The 26,337-nt window shown below is 61.7% G+C and carries 19 protein-coding genes and 1 pseudogene; 12 read left to right on the top strand and 8 right to left on the bottom strand.

Annotation, left to right across the window (positions count from 1 at the left end; all coding sequences use genetic code 11):
* The first annotated feature begins 23 nt into the window (after nucleotides 1-23).
* Together ybaK and FHT73_RS18090 are read left to right on the top strand one after the other, a co-directional pair.
* A complete protein-coding gene (ybaK, locus tag FHT73_RS18085; protein WP_183713526.1) occupies nucleotides 24-497 on the top strand; it encodes a Cys-tRNA(Pro) deacylase in 474 nt (157 codons plus the stop codon).
* A gap of 93 nt (nucleotides 498-590) precedes the next feature.
* The gene (locus tag FHT73_RS18090; protein ID WP_183713528.1) at nucleotides 591-1,844 is read left to right on the top strand and encodes an aminopeptidase; all 1,254 of its coding nucleotides are present in this window, start codon (nucleotides 591-593) and stop codon (nucleotides 1,842-1,844) included.
* 73 nt (nucleotides 1,845-1,917) lie between these two features.
* Here FHT73_RS18090 and FHT73_RS18095 read toward each other — a convergent pair whose 3' ends face one another.
* Together FHT73_RS18095 and xseA are read right to left on the bottom strand one after the other, a co-directional pair.
* The gene (locus FHT73_RS18095; protein WP_183713531.1) at nucleotides 1,918-2,508 is read right to left on the bottom strand and encodes an NAD(P)H-dependent oxidoreductase; all 591 of its coding nucleotides are present in this window, start codon (nucleotides 2,506-2,508) and stop codon (nucleotides 1,918-1,920) included.
* Nucleotides 2,508-4,124 carry an exodeoxyribonuclease VII large subunit gene (xseA, locus tag FHT73_RS18100; protein ID WP_183713534.1) on the bottom strand — a complete coding sequence of 539 codons (1,617 nt, stop codon included), beginning with the start codon at nucleotides 4,122-4,124 and terminating at the stop codon, nucleotides 2,508-2,510. The genes FHT73_RS18095 and xseA overlap by 1 nt, the downstream gene beginning before the upstream one ends.
* Nucleotides 4,125-4,362: 238 nt before the next feature.
* Between xseA and FHT73_RS18105 the strand changes: the two genes are divergently transcribed.
* Entirely contained in the window at nucleotides 4,363-4,590 is a 228-nt protein-coding gene (locus FHT73_RS18105; protein WP_112409757.1) for a homogentisate export protein, read from the top strand.
* Nucleotides 4,591-4,673: 83 nt separating this feature from the next.
* Here FHT73_RS18105 and FHT73_RS18110 read toward each other — a convergent pair whose 3' ends face one another.
* Nucleotides 4,674-6,527: a hypothetical protein gene (locus FHT73_RS18110; protein WP_246778830.1), complete on the bottom strand. Its 1,854-nt coding sequence runs from the start codon at nucleotides 6,525-6,527 to the stop codon at nucleotides 4,674-4,676.
* Between the two features lie 220 nt (nucleotides 6,528-6,747).
* Here FHT73_RS18110 and FHT73_RS18115 point away from each other — a divergent pair, with 220 nt between their 5' ends.
* Together FHT73_RS18115 and FHT73_RS18120 are read left to right on the top strand one after the other, a co-directional pair.
* Nucleotides 6,748-7,761 carry a glycosyltransferase gene (locus FHT73_RS18115; RefSeq protein WP_183713540.1) on the top strand — a complete coding sequence of 338 codons (1,014 nt, stop codon included), beginning with the start codon at nucleotides 6,748-6,750 and terminating at the stop codon, nucleotides 7,759-7,761.
* Nucleotides 7,758-8,144 (top strand): GtrA family protein, encoded by a 387-nt coding sequence (locus FHT73_RS18120; protein ID WP_183713542.1) that lies wholly within the window; start codon nucleotides 7,758-7,760, stop codon nucleotides 8,142-8,144. Before FHT73_RS18115 ends, FHT73_RS18120 begins: the two co-directional genes overlap by 4 nt.
* Nucleotides 8,145-8,209: 65 nt before the next feature.
* Here the strand turns inward: FHT73_RS18120 and FHT73_RS18125 are convergent, their stop codons facing one another.
* The gene (locus tag FHT73_RS18125; RefSeq protein ID WP_183713545.1) at nucleotides 8,210-9,196 is read right to left on the bottom strand and encodes a Gfo/Idh/MocA family oxidoreductase; all 987 of its coding nucleotides are present in this window, start codon (nucleotides 9,194-9,196) and stop codon (nucleotides 8,210-8,212) included.
* Nucleotides 9,197-9,468: 272 nt separating this feature from the next.
* Here FHT73_RS18125 and FHT73_RS18130 point away from each other — a divergent pair.
* Together FHT73_RS18130 and FHT73_RS18135 are read left to right on the top strand one after the other, a co-directional pair.
* Nucleotides 9,469-10,400 (top strand): annotated as a pseudogene (locus FHT73_RS18130) (aldo/keto reductase).
* A gap of 13 nt (nucleotides 10,401-10,413) precedes the next feature.
* The gene (locus tag FHT73_RS18135; RefSeq protein ID WP_112609235.1) at nucleotides 10,414-10,857 is read left to right on the top strand and encodes a GNAT family N-acetyltransferase; all 444 of its coding nucleotides are present in this window, start codon (nucleotides 10,414-10,416) and stop codon (nucleotides 10,855-10,857) included.
* Here FHT73_RS18135 and FHT73_RS18140 read toward each other — a convergent pair.
* Nucleotides 10,847-11,464, bottom strand: a complete 618-nt coding sequence (locus FHT73_RS18140) for a hypothetical protein (protein ID WP_183713549.1) — start codon at nucleotides 11,462-11,464, stop codon at nucleotides 10,847-10,849. The two genes, FHT73_RS18135 and FHT73_RS18140, sit on opposite strands and share 11 nt — an antisense overlap.
* A gap of 165 nt (nucleotides 11,465-11,629) precedes the next feature.
* On the opposite strand from FHT73_RS18140, the gene FHT73_RS18145 reads away from it, so the two are divergent.
* Nucleotides 11,630-12,124 (top strand): ferritin-like domain-containing protein, encoded by a 495-nt coding sequence (locus FHT73_RS18145; protein ID WP_112336778.1) that lies wholly within the window; start codon nucleotides 11,630-11,632, stop codon nucleotides 12,122-12,124.
* Between the two features lie 55 nt (nucleotides 12,125-12,179).
* Here the strand turns inward: FHT73_RS18145 and FHT73_RS18150 are convergent, their stop codons facing one another.
* Nucleotides 12,180-13,073 carry a LysR family transcriptional regulator gene (locus tag FHT73_RS18150; RefSeq protein ID WP_183713552.1) on the bottom strand — a complete coding sequence of 298 codons (894 nt, stop codon included), beginning with the start codon at nucleotides 13,071-13,073 and terminating at the stop codon, nucleotides 12,180-12,182.
* A gap of 129 nt (nucleotides 13,074-13,202) precedes the next feature.
* On the opposite strand from FHT73_RS18150, the gene FHT73_RS18155 reads away from it, so the two are divergent.
* The 4 genes from FHT73_RS18155 (at nucleotide 13,203) to FHT73_RS18170 (ending at nucleotide 22,526) form a co-directional block, all read left to right on the top strand.
* Nucleotides 13,203-14,198 carry an aldo/keto reductase gene (locus FHT73_RS18155; protein WP_183713554.1) on the top strand — a complete coding sequence of 332 codons (996 nt, stop codon included), beginning with the start codon at nucleotides 13,203-13,205 and terminating at the stop codon, nucleotides 14,196-14,198.
* Nucleotides 14,199-14,453: 255 nt separating this feature from the next.
* Nucleotides 14,454-19,976 (top strand): alpha-2-macroglobulin family protein, encoded by a 5,523-nt coding sequence (locus FHT73_RS18160; protein WP_183713556.1) that lies wholly within the window; start codon nucleotides 14,454-14,456, stop codon nucleotides 19,974-19,976.
* Nucleotides 19,977-19,985: 9 nt separating this feature from the next.
* Nucleotides 19,986-22,073: a penicillin-binding protein 1C gene (gene pbpC / locus FHT73_RS18165; protein WP_183713559.1), complete on the top strand. Its 2,088-nt coding sequence runs from the start codon at nucleotides 19,986-19,988 to the stop codon at nucleotides 22,071-22,073.
* 93 nt (nucleotides 22,074-22,166) lie between these two features.
* The gene (locus FHT73_RS18170; RefSeq protein WP_183713676.1) at nucleotides 22,167-22,526 is read left to right on the top strand and encodes a nuclear transport factor 2 family protein; all 360 of its coding nucleotides are present in this window, start codon (nucleotides 22,167-22,169) and stop codon (nucleotides 22,524-22,526) included.
* Between the two features lie 250 nt (nucleotides 22,527-22,776).
* Here FHT73_RS18170 and pheT read toward each other — a convergent pair whose 3' ends face one another.
* Together pheT and pheS are read right to left on the bottom strand one after the other, a co-directional pair.
* A complete protein-coding gene (pheT, locus tag FHT73_RS18175; protein ID WP_183713562.1) occupies nucleotides 22,777-25,200 on the bottom strand; it encodes a phenylalanine--tRNA ligase subunit beta in 2,424 nt (807 codons plus the stop codon).
* A gap of 16 nt (nucleotides 25,201-25,216) precedes the next feature.
* Nucleotides 25,217-26,299 carry a phenylalanine--tRNA ligase subunit alpha gene (gene pheS, locus FHT73_RS18180; protein WP_183713565.1) on the bottom strand — a complete coding sequence of 361 codons (1,083 nt, stop codon included), beginning with the start codon at nucleotides 26,297-26,299 and terminating at the stop codon, nucleotides 25,217-25,219.
* Between the last annotated feature and the right edge of the window lie 38 nt (nucleotides 26,300-26,337).

The following is a 26,337-nucleotide window of genomic DNA, read 5'->3' on the forward strand; positions in this document are numbered from 1 at the left end:
ACTGCAGAATATATCGGTTTCCCATGTCCAAAACCACCCGCGCCACGCAAGTGCTGACCCAGGCGAAGGTTGCCTTCACCGTGCATGCCTATGACTACGATCCGAATGCGGAGCGTGTCGGCCTGCAGGCGGCGGAGGCGCTTGGAGAAGAGCCGCATCGCGTGCTGAAGACACTGATGGCTGAGGTGGACGGCAAGCCGGTCTGCGCCGTCGTGCCCTCCGACCACGAAGTCAGCATGAAGAAGCTCGCAGCGGCCTTCGGTGGCAAATCGGCCAGTATGATGAAGCCTGCAGATGCCGAGCGCCTGACGGGCTATCATGTCGGCGGCATCAGCCCCTTCGGCCAGAAGAAGCTTGTGCCGACCGCCGTAGAGGCGCAGGCTATGACCGAAGCGTACGTCTATATCAACGGCGGCCAGCGCGGGCTGCAGGTGCGCCTCAGTCCGCAGGATGCCTTGACCACTCTCAAAGCCAAGGCTGCTTCCCTGATTGCCTGACGATCTGCAAGATCGGACAAAGCGCCTTCAATTTCGCCGCAAACCGGTCTAAGTCTTCAGACCATCTTCGAGATCAGCCAAGCAGGTTTTGTCATGACGTTAGCCATCCCCAACCATCATCCCGTCGATCACGCCAAGCTGGAAAAGCTTGCGGAAGTAGCCGTAAGGGTCGGGTTGCAGCTGCAGGCAGGCCAGGATCTGCTGATGACAGCGCCGGTCGCGGCGATGCCGCTGGTTCGGCTGATCACGCGCGAAGCCTACAAGGCCGGCGCCGGCCTCGTCTCGACCTTCTACTCCGACGAAGAGACCACGCTCGTGCGCTATGAATACGGCCATGATGCCAGCTTCGACCGCGCCGCCACATGGCTCTATGAAGGCATGGCCAAGGCCTTCTCCAACAATACGGCACGCCTCGCGATTGCCGGCGACAATCCGATGCTCCTGTCTAACCAGGACCCCAACAAGGTCGCGCGTGCCAACCGCGCCAACTCGGCCGCCTATAAGCCGGCGCTCGAAAAGATCTCGAACTTCGACACCAACTGGAACATCGTCTCCTACCCGAACCCGTCCTGGGCAAAACTGGTTTTCCCGAACGACCCGGAGGCAATCGCAGTCGCCAAGCTCGCCAAGGCGATTTTTTCCGCCTCGCGCGTCGATGTCGAAGATCCGATCGCGGCCTGGGCCGAGCACAATGCCAATCTGCACAAGCGCTCGGCCTGGATGAACGGCCAGCGTTTTTCCGCCCTGCATTTCCAGGGACCGGGCACCGATCTGACAGTCGGTCTGGCAGACGGCCATGAATGGCACGGCGGCGCTTCCACCGCCAAGAACGGCATCACCTGCAACCCGAACATCCCGACGGAAGAGGTCTTCACCACGCCGCATGCGCTGCGCGTCGAAGGCCATGTTTCCTCCACCAAGCCGCTGTCGCATCAGGGCACGCTCATCGACAATATCCAGGTCCGCTTCGAAGGCGGGCGGATCATCGAGGCCAAGGCAACGCGCGGCGAGGAAGTGCTGAACAAGGTGCTCGACACCGACGAAGGCGCCCGCCGGCTCGGCGAAGTGGCGCTGGTGCCGCATTCCTCGCCAATCTCGGCGAGCGGTATCCTGTTCTACAACACCCTCTTCGACGAAAATGCCTCTTGCCACATTGCGCTCGGCCAGTGCTATTCCAAGTGCTTCATCGACGGCGCCAAGCTCAGCCAGGAGCAGATCAAGGCGCAGGGCGGCAATTCCAGCCTGATCCACATCGACTGGATGATCGGCTCCGACAAGGTCGATATCGACGGCATCAATGCCGATGGCTCGCGTGTGCCCGTCATGCGCAAGGGCGAATGGGCATAACCAAGTTCGGATATTCGAATGCGATCATGCCGCGGTATTCCTGCCGCGGCATATTTTTTTGGAAATCGTGAGATCAGATCGTCGCCAGCGCTCGCTTCACGCGTTCGAGATGCGCCTTGCGCCCGGCATCGGTCACGCGGTCCATGTCATGCAGCGCCAGCATACGAAAATTCAGCCGCTTGGCGCAGAAGGCAGCTATGCCGCGCTTCAATAGGCGCCGCACCGGATTGCCCATATAGAAATGCACGATCCACCAGGGCGAGCCAGTCGTCGTCAGCGCCCAGAACAGGCGGATATTGGTGAGCTTCGGCACGATACGCCCGCCGGCGGCATCGTGGGTGAAGGCAACACCGGGCGCAAAGGCGCGATCGAAGAAGCCCTTGAGGATCGCCGGGAAATTGAACCACCATTGCGGAAAGACGAGGATCAGTCCCTCCGCCGCCTGCAGCCGTGCGACCATGGCATCGACGCCAGAGGTATCATAGGGCTGGTCGAAATAGCCGCGCCGCTCGGCTTCGGATAGACATGGGTCGAAGCCTTCGCGATAGAGATCGAGCAGATCGACCTGGTGACCGCGAGCAACGAGCGTTTCCTGCGCAAGCTTGGCCACAGCGGCGGCAAAACTATCCTCCAGGGGATGAGCCAGCACCAGCAGGATGCGCATCAGAAGAGGCTTCCCTGCTTCGGTGGAGTGGCAGGTTCTGCCGGTTTGGTTGCCCGCTTCTTCGCAGGCGTAGCGCCTGATGACGTGGATGAAGACGAAGGCGGCGTGGCATCGTCGCCGGTGACCGCACCGATCCGGCCATCCGCGAATTCGATCGAAATGGCCGCACCCACCGAAAGTGCTGCCGCCAGCGAAACCGGGCGGTCATCCTCGTCGCGCACAACGGCATAGCCGCGCTTCAGAACATTCTTGTAGGAGAGCGACTGCAGGATGCGCTCCTGCGCCGTAAGTTCGCTGCGGGCGCGGGTCAGCTGATGACGGATGGCCGTATCGGCGTGACGGACGAGATTGCCGAGGCGATCACGCGCCCTGCCCGTCTGCGCTTCGAGGCGCGATGGCAAAGTGGCAAAGACGGCATCGGCTCGCTCGATGCGGGCACGCGACCGGTCGAGCATGCGCTCGATGGTCCGCTCGGCCCGAGTCATCCGTTCGCCCAATTGCTGGCGGCGCTCGGCGATCCGATTCGACAGAATATCGGGTCGGAGATGCGACGCCGTGCGCTCGAAGGAGCGGCGCTTGTTGAGCGTGTTCAGCTCCAGCCCGCGGCCAAGGCCGGCGGCCGCTTCGTCGAAGCGCCGGCGCGGCAAAGCGAGGATCTGGTCGAGGGAAGGCAAGGCGCGCAGCAGCGCGCGAACGGCCTGCCGCCGTTGATCCATCTGTCTCGTCATCCCCCCCTGCAGCCGGGCTGCAAGGCTTGCGAGTTGCGCCTCCAATTCGGCCCGAACAGGCACGGCCATTTCCGCCGCACCTGTCGGCGTCGGGGCGCGCACGTCGGCGGCATAGTCGATCAAGGTCCAGTCTGTCTCGTGGCCGACAGCCGAGATCAGCGGGATCTCACTCGCGGCTGCGGCGCGCACCACAGCCTCGTCGTTAAAACTCCAGAGATCCTCGAGGCTGCCGCCGCCGCGCGCGACAATCAGCACATCGGGGCGCGGGATCGGGCCGCCAGGCGCAAACTCGTTGAAGCCGCGTATGGCGTTGGCCACTTCATCGCCGGAGCCGTCGCCCTGCACCTTCACCGGCCAGACGAGGACGTGCACGGGAAAACGATCGGAGATGCGATGCAGGATATCGCGAATGACGGCGCCGGTCGGCGACGTCACGACGCCGATCACCTTGGGCATGAAAGGAAGCCTGCGCTTACGCTCGGGATCGAAGAGGCCTTCGGCACCGAGCTTGCGCTTGCGCTCCTCCAGCAATGCCATCAATGCGCCTGCCCCGGCAGGCTCCAAGGTTTCGATGACGATCTGGTATTTCGACGAGCCCGGGAAAGTCGTCACCTTGCCTGTTGCAATGACTTCCATTCCCTCTTCAGGGCGGAATTTCAGCTTGGAAAATGTGCCTTTCCAGATCACCGCATCGATCCGCGAGCGATCATCCTTCAGCGCGAAATAGGCATGGCCCGAGGAATGGGGACCGCGATAGCCGGAAATTTCACCGCGCACACGCACCTGGTCGAACGCATTCTCGACCGTGCGCTTGATCGATCCAGATAGTTCCGAGACGGAGTATTCCGTCAGGTTCGAGGGCGAATCATTCTCAAAAAAGCTGCTCATGTCCTCTTTCTAGCCGATGTCGCGGAAAATGCGGAGCCTTGCGCATACCGCTTAAGTTTGAATCGATCGAACGACAGGATTGTGCGCATACTTGAGGTACTGCCGCCTCCTTTACATGTCCCACAAAGGGCGTGGAGCGTATTGCTTCATCAAGCGTTAACCTTACCGACAAAGCCTTTCTTAGCCATCCGCGCGTAAACCTGTGCAAACTGGTTCTTAGTAAAAAGGATATGGAGCGATGATATTCGTGACCGCCACGATCATCGGAATTGCCGCCGGCCTGCAGCGCTCGACGATCGGCGCCCTGCTCGGCGTGGCATTGGTGAGCATCGCCTTCATGGCGGCCGTTGCGATATCGATCGTTCCGCCGCCGCTGACGATATTGTTTATCGCGCTCGGCGGCTACAATCTCGGCTTTATCGGCTATCTCATGACCGCCGATATGCTGGAACAGCGCCGGGCTTAGACACAATATCAAAGAGTATTCTGCGGCTTCCCGCTCGTAATGGCGTGGTTTGGAGATTCCGCGCAGAGCTGAACGGCTTCAGCTCAATTCTGCGGCGTGACACGGAAGAACTGCACATCCGATTCCGCCGGCGCCGCAATCGGCTCCAGATAAGCCGGGACATGCCCGGCGCTCAGCTGCGCATAAAGCCCCTTCGGCGCCCGCTCACTCACCAGCTCTACCTGCGGATCTCCCTTGCAGAAGGCGACAATCGTCACCTTTGCCTCACGCAAAAGCGCTTCTGCCTGTTGCGGCTCCGCAAGGCCAATAAGCAGCTCGGCCATCATTCCATCAGGATCGCGATGATAGGGACCGGAGAGGGTGCGATGGGGGGTGAAGCGCAGAAGCGGCGCTCCCAGGTTGGAGGCCGCCGCGACCACCCCCGGCGCAAGACCCGCGATCGGTCGCAGGGCCTGCTGGGATATACAGTTGGCAGTCTCCTCCGCCTTAACTGGCGCCGCGACCATAAGACCATTGACGACCCCCTTGCTTGCAAGCGCGCCGCCCACGGCCCAAACGGCTGGGACAGAGGCTAATAACGTCCCCGCATAGAGCAGGATCGCACGCAGATTTCTGGGATCGGCCATGTAGTTTTTTCGCAATTCGGCGATCATCAATGCCAGTGGCGGTATGGCCAGGAGATTGGCGAATTCTGTGCCGCGTACCTGCACCAGCGTGATCACCCAATTAATCGCGATCAGCGCCATCAGCATTGCGTGGAGGCTCGGCCGGGTGCCTCGCAGGATACGAAAGGCGCAGACGAGCATCGCCAGAAGACCCGTTGCGTAGAAGACGCCGAGCGTATCCGGCTGACGGTGGGCCACGGAGATAATCGATTGTGCCTCGGTCACCCTGCTGAGCCAGAAATCCACCAGCATGGGGTCCAGATCGGAAAGCGGATTGCGCAGGCATTGCGGAGCAAGTGCGACGGTTATCGCAAACACGAATGCGCCATTGACCGCGAGAATTGCAATGCGCCAGGGCCGGGAGAGACGGCTGGTAAAAATGGACGACAGGAGAAGCCCGACGCAGCCTGCGCTGGTGATGCCGTAAAAGCCGAGCGAGAGATTGTCGCATGTGACCATCGAGTAAAGACGCGGCGGCACCAGCGAGAAGAAGGCGGCGCTGACGGCGATCGTCAGGGTCAGGGCAAAGGCCTTGGCAGCGGGTGCAAATATCTCGCCTTTCCAGGCCCACAAACAGGCAACCGACATGCAGGCGACGGCGACAAAGGGCGTTGTCTCCGCGCCGATACCCAGCTGGATGGCAAGGGCGATAGCAGCAATGGCGAAATTGCGAGGGCGATAGTTTTCGTCGACGAGCATTGCGACGGTAAGCGCGACGAGGCCGAGCTGAACATTGTCGTGATCGATGGACCCTGGCACGAAACGCGGCGAAAGCAGGACGAACAGCGCAGTTAGGATCAGCGAGAAGTGCATGCCCTCCACGCCGGCGATGCGCCGACCTGCAAGACCCATGAAGAACATCAACGGCAGGACGAGCATGAGGGGCCATACCGTCAGCGCGGCCGCCTCGGCGCCTTCCGGTGAAAGGAACATCCGGAAGAAGAGGATGAGGCTTGCGATCGGCAGATCGATGAAGCGCGACCAGTGCATCAGTGTCCCGCCCGCAAGGCCGAGACGGTACTGCATCATGTCGAACCAGCCCTGGCCGGCGAGAAAATCCCGCACTTCGACAAGGCGCATGGCGTCGTCATTATCAGGCCCGACATAGTCTGCGAGGTTGCGATGAATGATGAGCTGCGCGACGATGACGATGGCGGCATAGACGAGCGCAGCGAGAGCAGGATGAGACCAGCGCAGGGGTGCCTTCTTCTCTGCCGTTCCGGTTGCCTCGGGCGGCATTGCCAGCGTTTGCGCCATCTCGATGAACCTCATGTTGGAAGGATAGTCGGGGCGATACGCTAACGGTTGCCGATCAAAAAAAAGTAAAGCCGCTGCCTACAGCCGCTTTTATCACGATAATGTTTTTCGCACGGTATCCCGCCTTTTTTATTGGGCAGTCATAGGGTCTTATTAACAGCCAGCGGGATAAGCTCTCGCCCGGATCGTCAATCGGGCCTCGACTTGACTTCACACGCAGCAACCGGCCAAGACCATGTCGAATGAGAAGCTGAATATCGCCGTCCTCCTGCCCTGCTACAATGAAGCCGCAACGATCGGCGAGGTCGTGCGCGGTTTCCGCAAGGCGCTGCCGCAGGCTGTGATCTACGTCTATGACAATAATTCGACAGACGGCACCGCGTTGCATGCCATGCTGGCCGGCGCGACCGTCGTGCGCGAGCGCCGGCAAGGCAAGGGACATGTGGTGCGCCGCATGTTCGCCGATATCGAAGCTGACATCTATCTGATGGCCGATGGCGACGGCACCTATGCGCCCGAAGACGGAGAAGAGCTGATCCGCACGTTGCTGACCGAGGGATCCGACATGGTGGTCGGCACCCGTCGCAACGTTCGAAACGACGCAGGCCGGCAGGGCCATGCCTTCGGCAACCGCATTTTCAACTGGCTCTATCGCAGCATCTTCGGCGCCGATTTCACCGATATATTTTCCGGCTACCGCTGCTTCTCGCGCCGCTTCGTCAAGAGCTTTCCTGCCGTGTCTGGCGGTTTCGAGATCGAGACGGAAATGTCGGTTCATGCCTCCAGGCTGAAGCTGCCCGTCAGCGAACTGGAACTCGATTACGGTCGGCGGCCGGAAGGCTCGCATTCGAAGCTTTCCACCTTCCGCGACGGTGGCAAGATCCTCTGGATGTTTGCGATGCTGATGAAGGAAACGCGGCCTTTCGCCTTTTTCGGCATCCTGAGCGCCGTTGCGATGGAGCTCAGCATTGGTTTCTCCATTCCGGTCTTCATCGAATATTTCGAAACCGGACAGGTCTTGCGCATGCCGAGTTGGATGCTCTCCCTGGCGCTGACAATGATCGCCTTCATGCTGTTCACAGCCGGTATCATCCTCGATTCCGTGGCGCGCGCCCGCGCCGAACAGTTGCGCATTCACTATATGAGCCTGCCCAGGCCCTCCTCGCGCGAAAGCGAAGATGACAGGACGGTTTACATGGCTGAGATCGACAAGCCGGGAAGCCGGAAGAAAAGGGCCAAGGCTGCATGAAGAAGCTCTTTCGCTTCCTGATCGCCGGCGGTGTCGGCTTCGTGGTCGATGCCGGCGTGCTGCATCTGTTGCTCTGGTTCACGCCCTTCGGCCCCTTCGTCGGCCGCGCCATATCGATCCCGAGCGCGCTGCTTGCCACTTGGGTACTCAACCGCAACTTCACCTTCGGCCGCTCCGACCGCTCGCTTGCGGCGGAGGGCTTCCGCTACGGTTCGGTCGGGCTGACCTCGGCTCTGCTGAACTACACCCTCTTCAGCTCGCTGCTGATGACCGAGCCGTCATTGCGGCCGATCATCGCGCTGACGCTGGCATCGGCGGCGGCAACGGCATTCAGCTTCTTCGGCTATTCGCGCTTCGTCTTCCGCCACCGGCAAAATTCCTGAAGCAATTCCAGGAAAAGTGTCCAGCGGTTTTCCGTCCGGAATTACGTCAGAAAATAAGGAAACCCTCAGACCGGTTCCCAGCCGTCCTTCTCGCTGGCGCGGTAGATGGCGTCGATGACCTTCTGGTTGAGCTTCGAGCTTTCCAGCGACACGACCTCGGCGCCTTGACCAAGCGCGGCAGAGGCGAAAGCTTCAGCCTCGCGCCTGTACTGGCGGCTGTCGGGGAAACGGAAAATCTTCGATTCCGAATGACCGCGATTGGTCAGCTCCAGCTCTTCGGCACCATAGCGATCGCCATTGAAGGGCGACTTCACCTCGATGAAACCCTCAGTGCCGTGGAAGACCATGACCTGACGGTTCGCCATCTGCGTTGAGATGTAGAAACTCAGTTCGAAGTCGCCGAAATCCGCTTTGACGCTGGAATAGATGTCGGTGCCGAATTCCGGGTCGCGCTCAGTGACTGCCTGAATGCGCAGGGGTTCGCGACCGGTGACGAAACGGGTGCTGATCGTCGGATAGACGCCGATGTCGGGCAGGCCGCCGCCGCCGAGCGCAGGGATATTGCGCATATTGCCGGCATCGCGGTTGAAATAGGTGAAGGCGCCCTGGATGTGGCGCAGGCGGCCAATGGCGCCATCGGCGAGCAGCGAGCGAACTTTCCTCCAGACCGGTGCATAGGTAACCATATAGGCTTCCGTCACCAGCACCTTGTTGCGGTCGCGCGCGGCGATCAGGCTGTCGATTTCATCCGCCTTGAGGGCGATCGGCTTTTCGCAGAGCACGTGCTTGCCAGCATCGGCAGCCTTGATCGTCCATTCGACGTGCTGGGAAGTCGGCAACGGGATATAGACGGCGTCGATCGTGTCGGAGGCGAGCATCTCTTCATAGGAGCCAAAAGCATGCGGCACGGAGAAGCGGTCGGCCATCTGGCGGGCACGGGCGAGATCGCGGCTGGCAATGGCAGTCACGACGCAGTTTTCCGCATCCTGGATGGCCGGCACCACCAGATCGCGACCGATCTTGGCCGTCGACAGAATTCCGAAACGCAGCATGATCTCTCTCCTTAAGCATCGCATTCCAGACGCTGGCCGCGCCACAGGAACCGGTAAAATCGAAAATCAGAGCTGGCGACTCGACGCCGCAGCAGCGGCGCTGACCTTAAGCGGCGGTCGCAACGGGCGCAACGCTGTTCGGCTAAGTGTCTTTCGCCCATAAATAAAGAAATCGTTAGTGGTCTTTGTCGGCAAAGGTCGTTAGCCTGCGCTGTCCCTTCGCGCCGGCGCCTGCTCGCCGAGCTGCCCCTCAAGTGATTTGGAGTGATATCATGGACATGCGCAAGCTTGGACGAACCGATCTGTTTGTCGCCCCCATTGTTTTCGGCGGAAATGTCTTCGGCTGGACGGCCGATGAGAAAACCTCCTACGCACTGCTCGACGCCTTCTTCGATGCCGGCTTCAACACGATCGACACGGCCGATGTCTATTCCCGCTGGGTTCCCGGCAATAAGGGCGGCGATTCCGAAGAGATTATCGGCAAGTGGTTGAAGCAGAGCCGCGTTTCGCGCGACAAGGCCATCATCATCACCAAGGTCGGATCGGAGATGGGGCGGCCGACTACATCATCGAGGCGGCGGAAGCCTCGCTGAAGCGGCTGCAGACCGATCACATCGACCTTTATCTCTCGCACTGGCCGGATCCCGAGACGCCGCATGAGGAATCGCTTGCCGCCTATGCCAAGCTGAAGGAACAGGGCAAGATCCGCCATGTCGGCTGCTCGAACCTCGACGCGACGCAGCTCCAGGCTTCGCTCGATGCTGCCGCCAAGGCCGGCCTGCCGCGCTACGACGTGCTCCAGCCCGAATATAACCTCTACGCCCGCGACAGCTTCGAGGGGCCGCTGGCGGATCTTTGCGTCAGGGAAGACATCGGCGTCATCACCTATTTCAGCCTCGCGGCCGGCTTCCTGACCGGCAAGTACCGCACCAAGGCGGATACGGAGGGACGGGCACGCGAGAACCGGGTTGCCGCCTATCTCGACGACAAGGGCCTGCGGATTCTCGCAGCGCTCGACAAGGTCACGGCCGAAACCGGCGCGAAGCCCGCCGAGATCGCGCTTGCCTGGCTCTTGCGCAAGCGTGGCGTTACCGCCCCGATCGCCAGTGCGACCAGCCTCAGCCAGCTAGACGCGCTCATCAATTCGGCGAAGCTTTCGCTTTCCGATGACGCCATGCGCCTGCTCGACGCAGCCGGCGAATAAGAGAGACAAGCCAATGACCGTGACGATCCGAGACGCCAGACCCGACGATGAAGCGCGCTGGCGCGCGCTATGGAACGGCTATCTGGCCTTCTACGGCGTCACCGTCGCGCCCGACATCACCGATGCGACGTGGCGCCGGGTCTTCGATCCGGCGTCGGCGATCTTCATGCGCGTGGCCGAAGTCGATGGCGAGGTAAAGGGCTTTACCCTCAGCCTCACGCATGAAGGCACATGGGTGCGCGCACCCGATTGCTATCTGGAAGACCTGTTCGTCGATGAAAGTGCCAGGGGCCACGGCGTCGGCCGGGCGCTGCTCGACGATCTCGTCGCGCTGTGCAAGAAAAACGGCTGGGCACGGCTTTACTGGCACACAGAAGAAGGAAATGCGACCGCCCGCAAGCTCTATGACAGCTACGTTAAGAGCGACGGGCATATTCGCTATCGCATCAGCTTCTAAGTTTGGGAAAGCCCTCATAATGGGCGGAATGGTCGCCCTCCCAGTTGGCCATGCCTGGCTTGGTCAGCATGCCACGTGGGCTGACATAGCTCTGGATGGTTCGCTTGGGCCGCTCGTGCCACTGGATGTTGAAGGCCCAGAGCTTCGGGAAGAAGCAGAGCGAGGCGTAGGGCAGATGATCGTGGATCCACCAGGCGAGTTTCTGCCAATCGCCTTCGTGGCTATGGTGATCGATCAGCCAGGGCACGACGATGCAGACGGCCGCCCCCATGCAGCCGTCGAGATCGCGCATATCCCAGATGTGGTGCGCGGCGGTATGGGGATTGGTCGAGCAGTTCAGCCCGTTCCGGTTGCCGAAGGCATTGACCTCCGGCGAGCGATAGCCCGAGCGGATATGTAGCCGGCCAAAGGTCGCCTCCAGCGGCTCCAGCAATTCCCCGCAAAGATGGCGTCCGGCCTCGATTGCCAGATCGGGATCCTCCGGAATATTGGGGATGCGATAGAAATCTGATATTTCCGAATGCAGGAAATCGCGAAAGAAGAAGTTCTTCGATAGCCTGACGCGGCCGAGATCCTCAAGCCCCTTCATCGATCCCGGTTTTCTCATCGCTTGAAAAGCCTCCTCGCCATCGCTGCATTTCAGCCGACTTTAAACCGGATCGCCACCCGAATCCGTCAGCAACGGGAACAATTCGACCCGCGCCGACTTTCGTAAGGGCCGCTGACTGCGGCAAGCCCTTGAAAATCGGGTTCCCGAATATGGAGAGAAACAATGCCGAAGGAAAAAACGCTGGAAGATCTTTTCTACGACACGCTGAAAGACATCTACTATGCCGAAAGGCAGATCGTGCGGGCATTGCCCAAGATGGCGCGCGAGGCACAATCGCCGGATCTGAAGGCCGGCTTCGAAAAGCATCTGCAGGAAACCGAAGGCCATGTCGAACGCCTGCAGCAGATCTTCGACCTGATCGGCAAGCGCGCCCAGGGCAAGACCTGCGAAGCCATCCAGGGGATCATTGCCGAAGGCGAGGAGATCATCGAGGAATTCAAGGGAACGCCGGCTCTCGATGCCGGATTGATATCGGCGGCGCAGGCCGTCGAGCACTATGAGATCGCCCGCTACGGAACGTTGCGCACCTGGGCGAACACGCTCGGCCAGAAGAAGGTCGTCGAACTGCTCGACCAGACGCTGCAGGAAGAGGGAAATGCCGACAAGAACCTCTCGAAGCTGGCGATGACCGCAGCCAATCAGAAGGCCGCCGCCTGACATCGCTTGCCTGCCCCCAAGGATGGGGCGGCGGACCGGTCCCCGCCGCCGCCCCTCACGGTCCCGTATATTTGAAGAAGTCGATGAAGGCCCTGAGCGCCGGGCGCATCTGGCGGCGGCTCGGATAATAGATGCAGAAGCCGGGATAGGGCGGGCACCAATCCTCGAGTACGCGGACGAGTTTGCCCTCGGCCAGTTCCTGCTGCACGCGGATATCGAACAGATAAGCAAGGCCGGCACCGTTGACGGCCGCCAGAACCCCGAGCCTATCCTCGATGACGATCAGTGGGCCATCGACGGCAACGACGAGCTCGTGGCCATCCTTCTCGAATTCCCAGCGATAGATCGAGCCATCGGTAAATCGCCGCTTGATGCAGCGGTGATGAACGAGGTCGCGGGGATGCAGAGGCTTCGGATTTTTCTCGAAATAGGCCGGCGACCCGGCGATGACGGTGCGGATGTCAGGCGAGACCTTGACCGCGATCATGTCGCCTTCGATGCTCTCCGCCAGCCGGATGCCGGCATCATAGCCCTCCTTGACGATATTGCTGAAGCCGTCCTCGTTGGCGATCTCCAGTGTGATGTCCGGGTAGGTATTGAGGAAGTCACCCAGCCTTGGCGCCATGAGAAGATCGGAAGCAAAGCGCGGGGCAGTGATGCGCAGCGTCCCCGCCGGGCGGCCACGGGTCGCAAGCGTATCCTCCAATGCAATATCGATTTCCTCCAGAGCCGGCGCCAGCCTTTGAAGCAGCGCCTGACCTTCCTCGGTCGGCAATACGCTGCGCGTGGTGCGTGCAAGCAGCCGCACGCCGAGGCTTTCCTCGAGGCTGGACACGGCATGGCTGACCGCAGACGGCGCGATCGACAGTTCCTTGCCGGCAGCGCGGAAGCTGCGATGGGCGGCGACGGCGGCAAAAACCGCGAGTTGGGAGAGCTGTGTCCGGTTCATTGATCTAAATTATAGAACAGCCTGTAAGAATTTGCATGGATTTTCATTCATTATCCAGAGCCCTACCTTGGGCTCGTAGGCAGGGGACACAAACCCTGCCGCTCCCATACGTCTCAAGAGGAACACACCATGAAAATCCGCAGGCTTGGCAAGGATCTCACCGTTTCTGCCGTTGGACTTGGCTGCATGGGCATGAGCTTTGCCTATGGCGCCGCTGACGAAGCCGAATCCGTCAAGACGCTCCATCGCGCTGTCGATCTCGGCGTTACCTTTTTCGACACCGCCGAAACCTATGGCCCATTTACCAACGAGGAGCTGCTCGGCCGGGCACTGAAGCCTGTGCGCGACCGCGTTGTCATCGCCACCAAATTTGGCTTCAAGCTCGATCACACGAAATCGGGCCCCGCCGCCATGATCGGCGTCGATAGCCGGCCCGAGCATGTCAAGGAAGTTGCCGAAGCCTCCCTCAAGCGACTTGGCACCGATGTCATCGACCTCTACTACCAGCATCGCGTCGATCCGAATGTGCCGATCGAAGATACGGTCGGCGCCATGGCCGAGCTGGTGCGGGAGGGCAAGGTGCGCGCACTCGGCCTTTCCGAAGCAGGCTCCGCCACCATCCGCCGCGCCCATGCGGTGCATCCGATCGCCGCCGTGCAGAGCGAATATTCGCTTTGGAGCCGCGATCCGGAAGAAGAAGTGCTTGCCACCTGCCACGAACTCGGCATCGGCTTCGTGCCCTACAGCCCGCTCGGCCGCGGCTTCCTGACCGGTGCGATCCAAAAGGCGGACGATCTCGCCGCCGACGATTTCCGCCGCTCGCTTCCGCGTTTCCAGAGCGAGAATTTCGATGCCAACGCGGCGCTTGTCGCAAAACTTCAGGCACTGGCCGAAGAAAAGGGTGTCACCGCGGCACAACTGGCGCTCGCATGGGTGCTGCACCAGGGTGACGACATCGTGCCGATCCCCGGCGCCCGCAAGCTGCATCATCTCGAGCAGAACGCCGCGGCTGCCGATATCGTTCTTTCAGCACAGGAGGTGAAGGAACTCGGTGATATCATCACGCCCGAGACCGTCACTGGAAAGCGGTATTCGGATGCCGCATTGGCGATGACGAATATATGACAAATGGGCCGCCTCTTCCGCCCAAGCGACGACATCGGCCATAAAGGCCGATGTTATTTTGGGACCGAAAAGAAAATTGAAGCATCCTCAAGGGAGTGGCCGAACATGCAAATTGCCTGAATTGCGGGCTTTTTCAAACTCCTAAGTTGATCGTCATGGACGCGAAGCTCATTCAGAAGCTCGACGCTCGGTTGACAAACGGGTCCGAAATTTGAAGATTGCCGCCATCAAAAACGGGCAGCGTGGGGAGGACTTATGTCTAGGCGCGCGTTTATCGGCTTCTCTGCTTTTCTTCTTGCCACTTTTGCCTCTCTGACCCCTTCGCTGGCGGCTGACGTCAAGCGCCAGGTGGTCACCACGAAGGATGGCGACTACTTCGGCTTTGATCTGCGCACGGAGCAGAATGTGACGCTGGACCAGTGCTCCGCCTCCTGCATCGGCGACAAGTCCTGCAAGGCCTTCACCTACAATCCGAAGGTGAAGTGGTGCTTCATGAAGTCGGACTTCAATCAGCTCAATAGTTTCCCCGGCGCGATCGCCGGCAAGATCGTCGAGACGGCGGCCACCAGCGAGCCGGATATCGGCGCAGCCCCCGCCCTTTCCTTCCTTTCCGACAATTTCGTCCAAAGCGCGCGCGATGCAAAGAACACGCTGACGCTCGGCAATGAACTGAAGGGCCAGGGCGTCGAAAGCCTGATTGCGCTCGGCCGCATCGAACTGACCTCGGGCAATGTCAACGATGCGCTGAACGCCTTCCAGGGTGCGCTCTCGCTCAGCCCCGACGATGGCGACCTGTGGGTCGAGATGGCGCGCGCCGCCAATACGATCACGAACGACACGTCTGTCGCTACGCGCGCCGCCTATGCCGCACTCAACGGCTATCAGCTGACCCGCACGACGAGCAGCCGCGCCGATGCGCTGGCGGTGCTTGCCGAGGCGCTGAAGAATGCGCAGAACTATCGCCCCGCGCTCAGCGCTTACAAGGCAAGTCTCAATCTCGTCAGCTCGGCCGCCGTCCAGGCAGCCTATAACGATCTTCTGGCCCGCCAGGGCTTCCGCGTGACCGGCAACACGCTCGACAACGACAATGCATCGCCGCGCGCCTGCGTGCAGTTCTCCGAAAAGCTGGTGAAGAGCGGCGTCGACTATACCCCCTTCGTCACCCTCAATGGGGCAGCACCAAAGGGCGTCGACGCCAAGGACAACCAGATCTGCGTCGAAGGGCTGGAATTCGGCCAGCACTACCGCATTTCGCTGCGCGCCGGCCTGCCCTCCTCGGTGGATGAAAACCTCGCCTCGCAGGTCAATGTCGATATCTACGTCAAGGATCGCACGGCTTCGCTGCGCTTTACGGGCGACAATTTCGTCCTGCCTTCGACCGCGCGCCGCGGCATCCCGATCATTTCGGTCAATGCCACTACGGCCAATCTCAAACTCTATCGCATCGGCGACCGCAATATTGCGCAGCTTCTGAACAATTCGCAGTTCCTGACGCAGGTGGACAGTTACAGCGCCCAGACCATCCAGGACACCAATGGCGAACTGGTCTGGCAGGGCTCCATCGAGATCAAGCAGGAACTCAACAAGGAAGTCGCAACCAGCTTCCCTGTGGACGAGGCGCTGCCGAAGCGCAAACCCGGTGTCTATGTGCTGACGGCGGTTGCGGCCGAGAGCGGCGGCCATGAATGGGACCCGCAGGCGACACAGTGGTTCGTCGTTTCCGACATCGGCCTCACCACCTATGCCGGCACCGACGGGCTGAACGTCTTCGGCCGCTCGCTCGGCGGCGCCAAGCCGCTCGCAGGCATTCAGCTGCAGCTGCTTGCCAAGAACAACGAAATCCTCGGCACGGCCAAAACCGACGATAACGGCCGGGCGATTTTCAGCGCCGGCCTGATGCGCGGCACGGCGGGTATGACGCCGGCCGTCATCACCGCCCAAAACGGCGATCAGGATTATGTCTTCCTCGACATGACCCGCGCCGGCTTCGATCTTTCCGACCGCGGCGTTGCCGGTAGAACCGCACCGGGCGCGATCGACCTTTTGACCTGGACGGAACGCGGCATATACCGTGCCGGCGAGACGGTGCATGCTTCCGCCCTTGCCCGCGACGTCAGCTCGACGGCGGTCGAAAACCTGCCGGTCACCTTCGTCTTCCTGCGGCCGGACGGCGTCGAGGACCGCCGCATCGTCACCGACGGCGGCAAGCTCGGCGGCTATAATGTCGATCTGCCGCTGCAGCAGACCTCGATGCGCGGCACCTGGACGATGAACATCTACACCGACCCGAAGGGCTCCTCCATCGGCTCGCAAACCTTCCTCGTCGACGACTTCGTGCCGGATCGCATCGAATTCGACATGAAGAGTGACGCCAAGGAGATCGAAGTCGGTCAGCCGACTCCGGTTAATGTCGATGGACGCTATCTCTATGGTGCGCCGGCCGCCGGCCTCAACCTCGAAGGCGAAGTGACGCTGAAGCCGACGCGCCAGAGCGATGCCTTCAAGGGCTATCAGTTCGGCCTCGCCGATGAGGGTGCAGGCAAGGCAAACGCAAGCAATGATGACGATGACAGCAGCAGCGGTGACAGCAAGGCCGAGAGCACGCAAGTGCCGCTCGAAGACCTGCAGGCGCTGGACGAGAACGGCAAGACGACCTTCAATGTCACGATCAACGACACACCTTCGACCACGCAGCTGCTGAACGCCAATATTACGGTGCGCATGCAGGAAGCCGGCGGCCGCGCTGTCGAGCGCTCACTGACGCTGCCCGTCAAGGCGGATGGCCCACGCATCGGCATCAAGCCGGAATTCGACGGCGATCTCGGTGAAAATTCCGTCGGCAACTTCCATGTCATCGTTGTCGATGCCAATGGCCAGAAGCAGGCCATGCAGGGCCTGACCTGGAAGCTGCTGAGCGTCGAGCGCAATTATCAATGGTATCGCGACGGCAGCAGCTGGAAGTTCGAGCCTATCATATCCACCAAGCAGGTGGCGGTCGGCACGGTCAACGCCACGACGGACGGTGCGGCGATTTCCATGCCGGTCACCTGGGGTCGCTACCGCCTCGAAGTCTCCACCGCCGATGCGAACGGCCCGGAATCGAGCGTCGAGTTCAATGCCGGCTGGTATGTCGCCTCCACCTCGACGGAAACGCCGGATGCGCTGGAGATCGCACTCGACAAGGAAAGCTACCATGTCGGCGACACGGCTAAACTGAAGGTCACTTCGCGCTATGCCGGTCAGCTGATGGTAACGGCAGGCTCCGAAACGCTGATCTCGGTCACCAATGCCGATATCGGCGCGACAGGCGGCGAAGTCGACGTTCCCGTAACGGCGGATTGGGGCGCCGGCACCTATCTGACGGCCACTCTTTTCCGCCCCGGCGACGCCCAGGAAAGCCGCATGCCGATGCGCGCCATCGGCATCAAATGGGCCCCCGTCGATCCCGGCGAGCGCAAGCTGCAGATCAAGATCGATGCGCCGCAGAAGACGCTGCCACGCCAACCGCTCAACATCGCCCTGCAGGTTGCGGGTGCAGGCGCCAATGAGGACGCCTATGTCACGATTGCCGCCGTCGATGTCGGCATCCTCAATCTCACGCGCTACCAGCCGCCGGCACCGGATGACTGGTATTATGGCCAACGCCAGCTCGGCCTCGAAATCCGCGATATTTACGGCCGCCTCATCGATGGCTCGCTCGGCGCGACGGGCAAGCTGCGTACCGGAGGCGACGGCGGACAGGCAGCCCTGCAGGCGAGCCCGCCGAAGGAAAAACTGATCGCCTTCTTCTCCGGTCCGATCAAGCTCGATGCCAACGGCAAGGCGAATGTCAGCTTTGATATTCCGCAGTTCAACGGCACGGCACGGCTGATGGCAGTCGCCTGGTCGAAGGCCGGCGTCGGTCACGCGACACAGGACGTGATCATTCGTGATCCCGTCGTCGTCACCGCCAGCCTGCCGAAATTCCTGGCACCGGGAGACAAGGCGAATCTGCGTCTCGATGTCGCCAACACGGACGCACCAGCCGGCGAATACACCCTCGCGGTAACAGGCAACAGCGCCGTGACCATGGATGCAAGCGCCACGCAGCAGAAGGTCAACCTGCAGACCGGCGGCAAATACGCCATCACCCTGCCACTGACCGGCGGACAGCCAGGCGACGGCACGATCTCGATCAAGCTCTCGAATGCATCAGGCATGTCACTCGACCAATCGGTCGATATTCCCGTTCGCCCGTCGCAGCTGCCGGTCACCGAACGGCGTGTCATTGCGCTTGCGCCAGGCAAGAGTCTGACCGTCAATGCCGACCTTCTCGCCGACAGCGTGCTGCCCGGCGCCTCGGTCAGCGTCAATGTCAGCCGTTCCAGCGCCTTCGACGTGCCGGCGCTTTTGATGAGCCTCAGCCACTATCCCTATGGCTGCGCGGAACAGACGGCGAGCAGCGCCATGCCGTTGCTCTACTTCAGCGACATGGCCATCAAGAACGGCCTGGCCAATGACGCCGAGATCCAGAAGCGCGTGCAGGATTCGATCTATCGCGAACTGTCCTACCAGTCCTCGACCGGCAGCTTCGGCCTCTGGGGTCCGGGCTCCGGCGATCTCTGGCTCGACGCCTATGTCATGGACTTTCTGACCCGCGCCCGCGAGCAGAAGTACAACGTGCCGGATCAGGCCATGGTGCAGGGTCTCGAAAATCTTCAGAACGCACTCAGCGCCAACACCAACGTCAAGGATAACGGCAACGAGATCGCCTATGCGCTCTACGTGCTGGCGCGCAACAAGAAGGCTTCGATCAGCGATCTGCGCTACTATGCGGACACCATGCTGAACGACTTCCCGACGCCCCTTTCCAAAGCACATCTGGCCTCCGCTCTGGCGCTCTATGGAGATGCTCAGCGCTCGCGCAACATCTTCGTGGATTCGCTGCAGATGTCGCAAAAGGCGGCGGTGACAAAGGTCAGCTTCGTCCGCTCGGACTACGGCTCGTCGCTGCGCGACGGCGCCGCCGTACTGGCGCTGGCCGCCGAAAGCCGCCCCGTGCCGCCGATCATTCCGGAACTCGCGAGCGTCGTCGCCAAGGATTGGCAGAGCCGGAAATATACCAGCACCCAGGAGCAGACCTGGATGCTGCTCGCCGCCCGCGCCCTGCAGAACGGCGATGACGGCCTGACGCTCGATGTCAACGGCGCTGCCCATAGTGGCACCTACATGGCGCAGATGAGCGGCGACGCCCTGATGGGCCACCCGCTGACCGTCACCAATACGACGCGCCAGCCGCTGTCGACTGCCGTGACCACCGTCGCGGCTCCGGTGGCACAGCTGCCGGCCGGTGGCAACGGCTTCAAGATCGAGCGCAAGTACTACACGCTCGACGGCGAGGAGGCGAATGTCAGCCAGGCACAGCAGAACGAACGCTACGTGGTCGTGCTGCACGTGACCGAAAATAACGACTGGCCGCAGCGCATCCTCGTGACCGATCTCCTGCCGGCAGGCTTTGAGATCGACAATCCGAGCATCGTCAACAGCGCCCAGCTTTCGAACTTCGACTGGCTCAGCGACATTCAGCCTGCTCATGTCGAATTCCGCAACGACCGCTTCGTCGCTGCCTTCGATCAGAATTCCGGGGCAGATCGCGACATGACCTTCGCCTATGTCGTGCGCGCCGTGACCCCCGGTGTCTACGATCATCCGGCCGCAAGCGTCGAGGACATGTATCGTCCCCAGTTTTCGGCCCGCACGGCGATGGGTCGCATGGAGGTGCTGGGCGCCCAGCAGTAAGAAGCAGCCATGAAGGCGCGGTGGAAAATTGCGATCGGCTTTGGAGCCACCGTCTTGACGGCGGTGGCTCTGGTCTTTGGACTGGAAGCCGCAGACCACGCCTATCCGCCGCCGCTCGACAATGCCCGCGTGGTGTCCGTCGAAGTGCTCGATGCCAACGGCGATCTCCTGCGCGCCTTCGCCACGCCCGCGGGGCGCTGGCGGCTGAAGACCGGCGTTGCCGATGTCGATCCGCAATTTCTGCGTATGCTGGTCGCCTATGAGGACCGGCGCTTCTACGATCATCACGGTGTGGATCCCATGGCGATCGGCCGCGCCTTTCTGCAGCTCGTCACGCATGGCCGCATCGTCTCGGGCGGCTCGACACTCTCCATGCAGGTGGCGCGCCTGATCGAGCCCCGCAGTGAGCGCTCGATGACGGCGAAACTCCTGCAGGTCATCCGTGCCATTCAGATCGAACGGCGGCTGACCAAGGAACAGATCCTCGATCTCTATCTGACCCATGCCCCCTATGGCGGCAATCTGGAGGGCGTGCGCGCCGCAAGCCTTGCCTATTTCGGCAAGGAGCCGAAGCATCTGACGGTCGCGCAGGCTGGCCTTCTCGTTGCCCTGCCGCAACTTCCGGAAAAGCGCCGGCCGGACCGCAATCTCGCCGCCGCCCGGGCTGCCCGCCATCGCGTGCTCGAGCGTGCCGCCGTGGCTACCGTGATCGGCGAAGGCGAAGCGGAGCGCGCCTCGCTTTCACCAATTCCTGCTCAGCGCCGGCAACTGCCGGCCTATGCCGCTCATCTGGCGGAGCTGGCGCTTCGTAAGCAGCCCGGCGTCATCAAGCACAAGACGACATTGCGACGCGATGTGCAGCAGGGCCTGGAAGCCGTTGCGGATGCGGCGGCAAAGCGGCTTGGGCCGAAGGTGTCTGTCGCCATGATCATGGCCGACGCCAAGACCGGCGAGATCATCGGTGAAGTGGGCTCGGCCAATTATTTCGATTCCTCGCGTGCCGGCTGGGTCGACATGACCCGCGTGCTGCGCTCGCCCGGCTCGACGCTGAAGCCCTTCATCTACGGCCTCGCCTTCGAGCAGGGCTATGTGGCCCAGGAGACGATCATCGAGGATCGCCCCGCCGACTTCTACGGCTATCGCCCGCGCAATTTCGACATGAGCTACCAGGGCGATGTCAGCGTGCGCCAGGCGCTGCAGCTGTCGCTCAATGTACCGGCCGTGCGCCTGCTCGACGCGGTCGGGCCGACGCGGCTGCTGGTGCGCTTCCGCCGCGCCGAGGTGAAGCCGAAACTTCCGCCGAACGAAGCTCCGGGCCTTGCCATCGGCCTCGGCGGCGTCGGCGTGACATTGAAGGATCTCGTGCAGCTCTATGCGGGCCTTGCCAATCGCGGCAAGGCCATGCGGATCGGCGATGGCGTGCAGGACGAGCCGGGACCGATCGACGGCGAGCCACTGATGGAGCCGATCGCGGTGTGGAACATCACCGACATTCTCTCCGGCATCATTGCCCCGCGCGGCAGCAAGCAGCTCGGCATCGCCTATAAAACCGGAACCAGCTACAGCAATCGCGATGCCTGGTCGATCGGCTATGACGGCACGCATGTGCTCGGCGTCTGGGTCGGCCGTCCGGACAATGGCGCCGTACCGGGGCTGGCAGGCTATGTTTCGGCCGCACCCATCCTGTTCGAGGCCTTCGCCAAATCGGGCGTTGCCATAACCCCCTTCCCTGCCGCTCCGATGGGCGCCGTGCGCATCGCGCCGACCGAGCTGCCGATCAGTCAGCGACGCTTTTCCGTGACCGCCGCCGGGTTGCTGGCGGCCTCCAGCCGCGAGCCGGCGCCTCAGATCGTCTATCCGCCGGAAGGTGCACGCGTCGATCTCGGCGCCAGCGGCGGCAACGATCAGATCATGCCGCTGGCGTTGAAGCTGCAGGGCGGCAGGGCGCCGTTCCGCTGGCTCGCCAACGGCAAGCCGCTGCCCGACATGTCGCGCCGCCGCACGAACCAATGGACACCCGATGGCGCCGGCTATTCGACGCTAACCGTCATCGATGCCGCCGGGCGCGCGGCAAGCGTGCGCGTCTTCGTGGAATAGACGCCGTCAAATCATTGCGATCATGGTGCCAGCGTTTTGGCAGTCGGCGGTGTCTATGATATGTTAGACATGACGCAAACGAGGAATGACAAGATGTCGGAAGAGCAGGCAATCCGCGCGGTTGTTCATCTCTACGTCGATGGCATGGCATTCGCGAACGAACCGGCGCTGCGCAAGGCCTTCCATCCGCGAGCAGCGATCATCGGCAATTATCAAGGCGCGGTGGAATGGATGACGCGGGATGAGTTCATTGCCGCGATCGTCGAGGAAGGCAGTGCGCCGCTCGGAACCATACCGCTGATGGAGATCGAGTTGATCGACATCGAAGGCGATGCGGCCAGCGTCAAAGTCGTTGACGAATTCGCCGGCATGCGGTTTTCGGATTATCTGTCGTTGGTGAAGATCGATGGCCGGTGGAGTGTGGTGAACAAGGTTTATCATCTGCATCGGTAGGTGAGGCGGCATCGAGGAGGCCGTGCCCCTGATACCCCTCTGTCACTTCGTGACATCTCCCCCACAAGGGGGGAGATCGTTGGAAGTATGCCGCACGCTCTTCCAAATCTAAGAGCTTCAGCGTCTGCAGCTTCGATATTTGATTGAGGCAGAGGAGTTCCGCGAGTTACCAATCTCCCCCCTTGTGGGGGAGATGTCGCGGCAGCGACAGAGGGGGTGACAGACCCTCCGCGAACTCGGCCGCAGCCGATTACGCTCTCAACACCCCACCCGTCGACTTGGTGACGTTCGCCACGATCTTCTGGGTCAGCGCCTCGAAATCCTCGTCGGTCAGCGTGCGCTCTGCTGGCTGGATCTGCACCTCGATGGCGATGGACTTCTTGCCTTCGCCGAGCGACGCACCCTCGAAAATGTCGAAGACGTTAACGCCGGTGATCAGCTTGCGGTCGGCACCGGCGGCGGCGCGGATGATGGCGCCGGCTTCCACCGACTTGTCGACCACGAAGGCGAAGTCGCGCTTGACGGCCTGGAAGGGAGAAAGCTCCAGCGCCGGCTTGGTGCGGGTCGCCTTCTTCTTCGGTTCGGGCATGGCATCAATGTAGACTTCGAAGCCGGCAAGAGCGCCCGACACGTCGAGCGCTTCCAGCGTCTTCGGATGGAATTCACCGAAATAGCCGAGCACGACCTTCGGACCCATCTTGATGGTGCCGGAGCGGCCGGGATGATACCAGGCCGGGCCGCCCTGCTCGATCTGAATATTGCCCATCGGCAGGCCGCAGGCCTCGATGACGGCCAGAGCATCGGCCTTGGCGTCGAAGACATCGACGGGCTTGCCGCCGCCCCTGGTGGCGTTCGACCACATGCGGCCGGCGCCGGCAAGCGATGCCGTGCCGCGGCGAATACCCCCGGCAACGCGTCGCTGGCCCTCGGGCGTGTCGTTCTCATACGTGCCCGAGACTTCGAAGATCGCGACGTCGCCATAACCCTTGTCGGCATTGCGCTGCGCGGCCGACAGCAGGCCCGGCAGCAGCGAAGGACGCATGTCGGACATGTCTGCGGCGATCGGGTTCGCAAGCTTCAGCGCATTGGAGCCGCCGCCGAAGAGCTTGGCCTGATCTTCCGAGATGAAGGACCAGATGACGGCTTCCAGCATGCCGCGTGATGCCAGCGCGCGCTTGGCGGTGCGCGTGCGGATCTGCAGCGTCGTCAGGATCTTGCCGTTGACGGCGGCGTGGCTGCTAAGCGGCTGCGGCTTGATGTTATCGACACCGTGGATGCGCATGATCTCTTCGACAAGATCGGCCTTGCCATCGACATCAGGGCGCCAGGAGGGTACCGCGACGGAGACACGCTCACCCGAACCGGAAACCGAAAAGCCGAGCTTCGTCAGGATCGACTTGCTCTCATCGGCCGAAACTTCGAGGCCGGTCAGGCGCCTGACTTCCGACAGCGGGAAATCGATAACCTTCGCCTCATAACCCTTGTAGCCTTCGACGCGGGCTTTGGCAGCCGTGCCGCCGCAGCAGGCAAGCACCAGCTCCGTGGTGCGCTCAAGGCCGGGCACCATATATTCCGGATCTACGCCGCGCTCGAAGCGATAGCGCGCGTCGGTGATGATGCCGAGGCTGCGGCCCGTCTTGGCAATGTTCATCGGGTCCCAAAGTGCCGATTCGATCAGCACGTCGGTCGTGTTCTCGTCGCAGCCGGAATGTTCACCGCCCATGATGCCGCCGATCGACTCGACGCCGTTGCCATCGGCGATGACGACGTTGCCGGGGTTGAGCTTGTATTCGCGCTCGTCCAGCGCCAGCACGGTTTCACCTTCCTTTGCGCGGCGGACAACCAAATTGCCCTTGACCTTGGCGGCGTCGAAGACGTGCATCGGCCGACCCTGGTCGAAAGTCATGTAGTTGGTGATATCGACCAGCGCGCTAATCGGACGGAGGCCGATCGCGAGCAAGCGCTGCTGCATCCACTTCGGGCTCGGGCCGTTCTTGACGCCACGCACGAGGCGAAGCGCAAAGCCCGGGCAAAGGCTGATATCGTCGAGCTCGATCTTGAGTTCGGTCGGCGTTTCACCTTGGACAGGAAACGTTGGCGTGAGGCGGGGCTTCAGCGTGCCAAGGCCGGAGGCGGCGAGATCGCGGGCGATGCCATAGACGCCGGTGCAATCCGGGCGGTTCGGTGTGAGGTTGATCTCGATGACCGGATCGTCGAGGCCGGCATAGGCAGCAAAGCTCGTGCCGACGGGCGCATCTTCCGGCAGATCGATGATGCCGTCATGGCTGTCGGAGATTTCCAGTTCCTTTTCCGAGCACATCATGCCGCGGCTCTCGACGCCACGAATGTTGCCGATGGCGAGCGTCACATCGATGCCGGGAACATAGGTGCCGGGGGCCGCGAAGGCACCGACGAGGCCGGCGCGCGCATTGGGGGCGCCACAGACCACCTGAACGGGCGCACCGCTACCCGTGTCGACCATCAGCACCTTCAGGCGATCGGCCTGCGGGTGCTTTTCGGCCGAGAGAACCTTGGCGATGACGAAGGGCTTAAACGCGGCCTTGTCGTCCACTTCTTCCACTTCCAGCCCGATCATCGTCAGGCGGGCGCAGATCTCGTCGAGCGTGGCGTCGGTTTCCAGGTGCTCTTTCAGCCAGGAGAGTGTGAATTTCATGTGCTTTATCCCTTCCTTACGCGCTCAGACCGCCGAACAAAGTCGGCATATCGAGCGGGCGGAAGCCATAATGGTTCATCCAGCGGACGTCGGCGTTAAAGAAGTCGCGCAGGTCGGGCATGCCGTATTTCAGCATGGCGATGCGGTCGAGGCCCATGCCCCAGGCGAAGCCCTGATATTCGTCCGGATCGAGGCCGCCATGGCGCAGCACGTTCGGATGCACCATGCCGCAGCCGAGGATTTCCATCCAGTCGGTGCCCTCGCCGAACTTGACGATGGGACCGGAGCGGTCGCACTGGATATCGACCTCGAAAGAGGGTTCCGTGAATGGGAAGAAGGACGGGCGGAAGCGCATCGTCACATTGTCGACCTCGAAGAAGGTCTTGCAGAACTCTTCGAGTACCCAGCGGATATTGGCGACGTTCGCCGTCTTGTCGATGACGAGGCCTTCGACCTGATGGAACATCGGCGAATGCGTTGCATCGCTATCCTGGCGGTAGGTCTTGCCGGGGATGATGATGCGGATCGGCGGCTTCTGCGCTTCCATGGTGCGGATCTGCACCGGCGAGGTGTGCGTGCGCAGCACCTTGCGCTCACCCTTTTCATCCGGCTGGAAGAAGAAGGTATCGTGCATTTCGCGGGCCGGGTGCCCTTCCGGGAAATTCAGCGCCGTGAAGTTATAATAATCGGTCTCGACGTCGGGGCCTTCGGCGATCGAGAAGCCCATATCGCCGAAGATGGCCGTGATTTCGTCGACGATCTGGCTGATCGGATGGATGCGGCCACGCTCAGTCGGCGAGGAGCGGACCGGCAGGCTGACATCGACGGTCTCGGCCTTCAGCTTCGCCTCGATAGCCGCATCGCGCAGCTCGCTCTTGCGGGCGTTGATCGCGTCGGTGACGGCGTTCTTCAGCGCGTTGATTGCTGCGCCGCGTGTCTGCCGTTCTTCCGGCGACATGGAGCCCAGCGTCTTCAGCAGTTCCGAAACCGAGCCCTTCTTGCCGAGCGCGGCAACCCTGACCGCTTCGATCGCCTGCTCGTCGTTCGCCGCAGCCACCTCGGCCATGAGTTGGGTTTCGAGTGTTACGAGTTCCGTCATCTGATCCTGCCTTGCGGGCTGCGGGCTTGGAACGCCGC

The organism is Rhizobium sp. BK098, from assembly GCF_014193155.1.
Taxonomy (GTDB): domain Bacteria; phylum Pseudomonadota; class Alphaproteobacteria; order Rhizobiales; family Rhizobiaceae; genus Rhizobium.

Excerpts from the sequence above, each read along its gene's own strand:
- FHT73_RS18115 (WP_183713540.1), top strand. The coding sequence starts at position 6,748 with ATGTCGAATGAGAAGCTGAATATCGCCGTCCTCCTGCCCTGCTACAAT.
- FHT73_RS18140 (WP_183713549.1), bottom strand. The coding sequence starts at position 11,464 with ATGAGAAAACCGGGATCGATGAAGGGGCTTGAGGATCTCGGCCGCGTC.
- FHT73_RS18170 (WP_183713676.1), top strand. The coding sequence starts at position 22,167 with ATGTCGGAAGAGCAGGCAATCCGCGCGGTTGTTCATCTCTACGTCGAT.
- FHT73_RS18155 (WP_183713554.1), top strand. The coding sequence starts at position 13,203 with ATGAAAATCCGCAGGCTTGGCAAGGATCTCACCGTTTCTGCCGTTGGA.
- ybaK (WP_183713526.1), top strand. The coding sequence starts at position 24 with ATGTCCAAAACCACCCGCGCCACGCAAGTGCTGACCCAGGCGAAGGTT.
- pheS (WP_183713565.1), bottom strand. The coding sequence starts at position 26,299 with ATGACGGAACTCGTAACACTCGAAACCCAACTCATGGCCGAGGTGGCT.
- xseA (WP_183713534.1), bottom strand. The coding sequence starts at position 4,124 with ATGAGCAGCTTTTTTGAGAATGATTCGCCCTCGAACCTGACGGAATAC.
- pheT (WP_183713562.1), bottom strand. The coding sequence starts at position 25,200 with ATGAAATTCACACTCTCCTGGCTGAAAGAGCACCTGGAAACCGACGCC.
- FHT73_RS18145 (WP_112336778.1), top strand. The coding sequence starts at position 11,630 with ATGCCGAAGGAAAAAACGCTGGAAGATCTTTTCTACGACACGCTGAAA.
- FHT73_RS18160 (WP_183713556.1), top strand. The coding sequence starts at position 14,454 with ATGTCTAGGCGCGCGTTTATCGGCTTCTCTGCTTTTCTTCTTGCCACT.
- FHT73_RS18135 (WP_112609235.1), top strand. The coding sequence starts at position 10,414 with ATGACCGTGACGATCCGAGACGCCAGACCCGACGATGAAGCGCGCTGG.
- FHT73_RS18125 (WP_183713545.1), bottom strand. The coding sequence starts at position 9,196 with ATGCTGCGTTTCGGAATTCTGTCGACGGCCAAGATCGGTCGCGATCTG.
- FHT73_RS18105 (WP_112409757.1), top strand. The coding sequence starts at position 4,363 with ATGATATTCGTGACCGCCACGATCATCGGAATTGCCGCCGGCCTGCAG.
- FHT73_RS18150 (WP_183713552.1), bottom strand. The coding sequence starts at position 13,073 with ATGAACCGGACACAGCTCTCCCAACTCGCGGTTTTTGCCGCCGTCGCC.
- pbpC (WP_183713559.1), top strand. The coding sequence starts at position 19,986 with ATGAAGGCGCGGTGGAAAATTGCGATCGGCTTTGGAGCCACCGTCTTG.
- FHT73_RS18090 (WP_183713528.1), top strand. The coding sequence starts at position 591 with ATGACGTTAGCCATCCCCAACCATCATCCCGTCGATCACGCCAAGCTG.
- FHT73_RS18110 (WP_246778830.1), bottom strand. The coding sequence starts at position 6,527 with ATGAGGTTCATCGAGATGGCGCAAACGCTGGCAATGCCGCCCGAGGCA.
- FHT73_RS18120 (WP_183713542.1), top strand. The coding sequence starts at position 7,758 with ATGAAGAAGCTCTTTCGCTTCCTGATCGCCGGCGGTGTCGGCTTCGTG.
- FHT73_RS18095 (WP_183713531.1), bottom strand. The coding sequence starts at position 2,508 with ATGCGCATCCTGCTGGTGCTGGCTCATCCCCTGGAGGATAGTTTTGCC.